4 protein-coding genes and 1 tRNA gene are annotated in these 3,785 nt (G+C 50.9%); all 5 read left to right on the forward strand.

Features of this window, described 5'->3' with window-relative positions:
- Positions 1-111: 111 nt before the first annotated feature.
- Positions 112-187 (forward strand) — tRNA-Phe (locus tag Q8O80_RS11200).
- Positions 188-412: 225 nt separating this feature from the next.
- Entirely contained in the window at positions 413-1,642 is a 1,230-nt protein-coding gene (locus Q8O80_RS11205) for an integrase arm-type DNA-binding domain-containing protein (RefSeq protein ID WP_305579543.1), read from the forward strand.
- A gap of 180 nt (positions 1,643-1,822) precedes the next feature.
- Positions 1,823-2,014 (forward strand): AlpA family transcriptional regulator, encoded by a 192-nt coding sequence (locus Q8O80_RS11210; protein ID WP_305579544.1) that lies wholly within the window; start codon positions 1,823-1,825, stop codon positions 2,012-2,014.
- A 167-nt stretch (positions 2,015-2,181) separates the two neighbouring features.
- Positions 2,182-2,520, forward strand: a complete 339-nt coding sequence (gene mobC, locus Q8O80_RS11215) for a plasmid mobilization relaxosome protein MobC (protein WP_305579545.1) — start codon at positions 2,182-2,184, stop codon at positions 2,518-2,520.
- Positions 2,517-3,785 (forward strand): relaxase/mobilization nuclease domain-containing protein (locus Q8O80_RS11220; RefSeq protein WP_305579546.1); only part of this gene is annotated, 1,269 nt, incomplete at its 3' end. The genes mobC and Q8O80_RS11220, both read left to right, overlap by 4 nt.

The following is a 3,785-nucleotide window of genomic DNA, read 5'->3' on the forward strand; positions in this document are numbered from 1 at the left end:
ACGAACCCCGCCCTGTGCGGGGTTCGTTTTTTTGTATTGCCCGCCGGGCGGCTTGTCGATACAATGCGCGCCTTCGTTTTACCCGCCTTCTGTTGATGGTGGTGAAGAAATGGCCTGGTAGCTCAGTCGGTAGAGCAGAGGATTGAAAATCCTTGTGTCGGTGGTTCGATTCCGCCCCGGGCCACCAAAATACGAAAAAGCCCACCCGCAACGGTGGGCTTTTTTCATGCTTATATCGCAATAATTACTATATTAATCAATGCATACACCTGTTCGCCCGGGCTCGCGGTCGTTCGCTGAACATCGCAGGCTGCCGTGGAAGCTGGGGGTATATTTGGGGGTATTTCTTGCAGAAAATGGGAGTTGGGGGTACCGTCTACGTAACGATACCCCCAAATTGGAGAAAATCAACATGGGCAAGCTCACAGACAAAGCGATTCAGGCCGCTGCGGCCAAGGTGAAGGATTACAAGCTCACAGACGGCGATGGACTCTATTTGTTGGTCAAAGTGAATGGAACAAAATCCTGGCGGATGAAATACCGAATTGGGGGCAAAGAAAAATGCTTAACCATCGGCCCATATCCGTTGAGGTCGTTAAAAGATGCTCGCCAAATCGCATTTGAAGCCAGAAAAACTATTGCTGATGGTCAAGACCCGTCTGCAATCAAGCAGGCTGAAAAAGCGGCCGTTGCAGAGAAGACGCAAGTCGATCTTGAAACAGTCGAAAACATTTTTCGTGAGTGGTTCAAGAAATTCAGTGTCAATTGGGTAGAGGGCCACGCCTCAAAAATTATCCGGCGATTGGAAGCCGATCTTTTTCCATATTTGGGAAAAGAAGGGATCAAGGACATCGCTCCTTCCAAGCTTCTTATGGTGCTACGCAAGGTCGAGGCTCGCGGAGCGATTGAAACGGCACATCGACTGCTTAACAACTGCGGACAAGTATGGAGGTATGCGGTCGCTACAGGACGGGTTGAGCGAGATATCACTCAAGATCTAAAAGGTGCAATCCCTCCTGCCAAGGGTTCTCACCTGGGGGCAATTACTGAGCCCAACGAGATTGGAACGCTCCTTCGTAACATCGAGAACTATTCGGGATCGGAAGTCATTCGCCACGCATTGAAATTAGCTCCGCTGGTTTTTGTCCGCCCGGGCGAATTACGCCAGGCCAAGTGGAGCGAATTCCATCTTGAAGAAGAGATTTGGTTTATCCCTGCCGAAAGAATGAAGGGGAGGAGACCTCACGTTGTTCCGCTTTCTGCTCAGGCGAAAGCTGTGTTGGAATCAATACGGCCACTTACTTCCGATTCGGAGTGGGTATTCCCTACGCCGCAAAGTAAGACCCGCTGCATTAGCGATATGGCATTGCTATCAGCGATTCGGCGGATGGGGTATGAGAAGGAAGAGATGACGGCACATGGATTCAGAGCAATGGCTTCCACTAACCTGGAGCAAATGGGATTCGATTCTCGTCTGATTGAACTGCAGTTGGCACATGCAGATTCAAACGAGATCAGGGCGGCCTATAAGCGGGAACCTCATTTACTTCGCTTGGATGAACGCAGCAGCATGATGCAGCAATGGGCGGATTATCTAGAAACTTTAAAAAACGGAGCCAAGGTTATCCCGCTAAGAGCTTAAACATTCGTGATCGTTCGCCATGATTCACTTGTTGCCATCTACGTGTATTTCTTTTGTTTGTGTAAAAGCACTCATCGCACAAACAGTAATTAAATCAATAAGATAGCTTTACAAAGTCTCACTGGTTCTGTTAGCCTAACTTTCATGCGATATCAATCGCGCCATATGAAAGGAACCTACATGACATCTCAAGCTATCTACGAAAAGACCGATCGACTGCTTCGCCTACCCGAAGTGGAGCATATCGCCGGCCTGCGTAAAACCACCCTGTATCAACTCATCAAAGAAGGTGGATTCCCGCCGGGATTCCGTGTTGGGCGATCCAGACTTTGGCGCTGGTCGGTGGTGCAGCAATGGGTGCAGAGTCACTAGGGAGGTCGAGCAATGTACCGGCCAAGTGAGATGAATCCCAGAGGTGGAAGAAGTGACCGTGAGGAGTCCGGGCAAGTCGTAGGCACAGTCCCTGTTGGGACGTGCCTGACTTGCCCATCCTTCCTGCGGTCGGATGGGGTGGCTTCGTGTCGGAAGCAGGCATCCTGATGTATAAATTCCTCTCCAAGCGCAAGCAGGATGAATCGCCAGTAAAGGAGATTCGCACGCATCAAGTGAAGGTCATGCTGAACGATGATGAGCTCCGCTTTCTGGATGATGTCCGCGGGGGGTTGAACCGTGCCGAGGTGATGCGATACATGCTCCAGAATAAGATGCCTGCACCAATCCCTGAGCTGAACGTCATCGCTTGGACAGAGCTGTCACGCGCATCGGCCAACTTGAATCAGCTGACTCATCATCTCAATGCGGGTGGAGCGTTCGAGGTGGAGCAGGTCAAAGCAACTTTAGAACGGTTCCGGGCAGCATTGATCGGAGCCGCCAAATGAAGCGAGGCAAGAATTCTGACGTGCGTAATAAACTGCGAAAGTCATCCGGCAGCGCGCAGGGGAGGGGGCGTGGGATTGCCATCAGGGGATTCAAGAACGGCAAGGCATTCGGCAAACGAGTCGCCTATGCTAGGGATGCACACAAAGGGGGAGAACTCATTTTCACGAACTGTCCGCCTAATGAGATCGCACACACGATGAAAGTTGCTGCGCGTTCCAGACCAGACATCCAACATCCCGCTGCACATCTGTCATTGAGTCTCCCGCCTTCCGTGATACCAAAGAGCCGAGAAGAATGGCAGCAGATCGTACAAGTGTTGCTGGATGAGATCGGTCTGGATGATGCCTTTCCTTATGTTTGTGCTCGTCACAGCAACACCTCGCATGATCACGTTCATCTTGTATTCAGTCGCGTCTCGGTGGGTGGGCTGGTCCATGATCAAGCCAATCTTGGGTTGCGGTTGCAAGCGGCAGAAGCAGTCATCGAAAACAAGTTCGGTCTTCAACTATTTCCACGGGGGGAGATGTTTATCAATGAAACCAAGAACGAGATCGAGATGGGACTTCGTACGGGCAAGCTTCCTCCTCGGGTGGAGATCAGGAAAGCACTTGAAGAGGCCCTCACGGACAAACCCACAATCGAGCAGTTAGTAGAACGGCTGGCACTGGCTGGTGTGAATACACGTATCAACCAATCAGCCACAACCGGAAAGATATCCGGCTTTTCATTCGAATATGAAGGAATCCCGTTCGCCGCTTCCAAGATCGGCAAAGAGTATGGATGGCAGCACTTACAAGAAAGGATCGCATATGAGCAGCAAGATAGCGCAACTCAACAAGATACCCGGCAGGGCAGCTCAGAAAGTTCAGCAGGCAATGACATTGCAGCAGCAGGTCCAAAGCCTACACAAGACGATGCGCGTGGAAATGAGCAAATTACTCATGAAGCAGGAAGAAGCGTTGAACAAATATCACAAGAAGGAGATGTCCGAACTGGAAGAGCGGCTGAGCTTAGAGTTGGTGTATTGGATCGCCGGGTTCGGATTTATGATCATCATCAGTATCCTCATTGTGGGATACGCAATCTGGCAGCGCCTGTAAAGGTGCACCATGCAGACTTCAAAACACCAGCTTGGTTTCTGCTAGGTGAGAAACAACCGGTTGCTGTCGAACTCATTGATGGCGGGATCATGTTCCCTGACCATCACAGACTGTCCGACGAGCAGTTAGCTGCACTCATCAAAGCGGTCGGCAATCCGGTAGAG

This window comes from Devosia sp., assembly GCF_030689745.1.
In the GTDB taxonomy this organism is placed as follows: Bacteria; Pseudomonadota; Alphaproteobacteria; order Rhizobiales; family Devosiaceae; genus Devosia; species Devosia alba.

Coding starts and splice junctions, on each gene's coding strand:
- Q8O80_RS11205 (WP_305579543.1), top strand. CDS start 413: ATGGGCAAGCTCACAGACAAAGCGATTCAGGCCGCTGCGGCCAAGGTG.
- Q8O80_RS11210 (WP_305579544.1), top strand. CDS start 1,823: ATGACATCTCAAGCTATCTACGAAAAGACCGATCGACTGCTTCGCCTA.
- mobC (WP_305579545.1), top strand. CDS start 2,182: ATGTATAAATTCCTCTCCAAGCGCAAGCAGGATGAATCGCCAGTAAAG.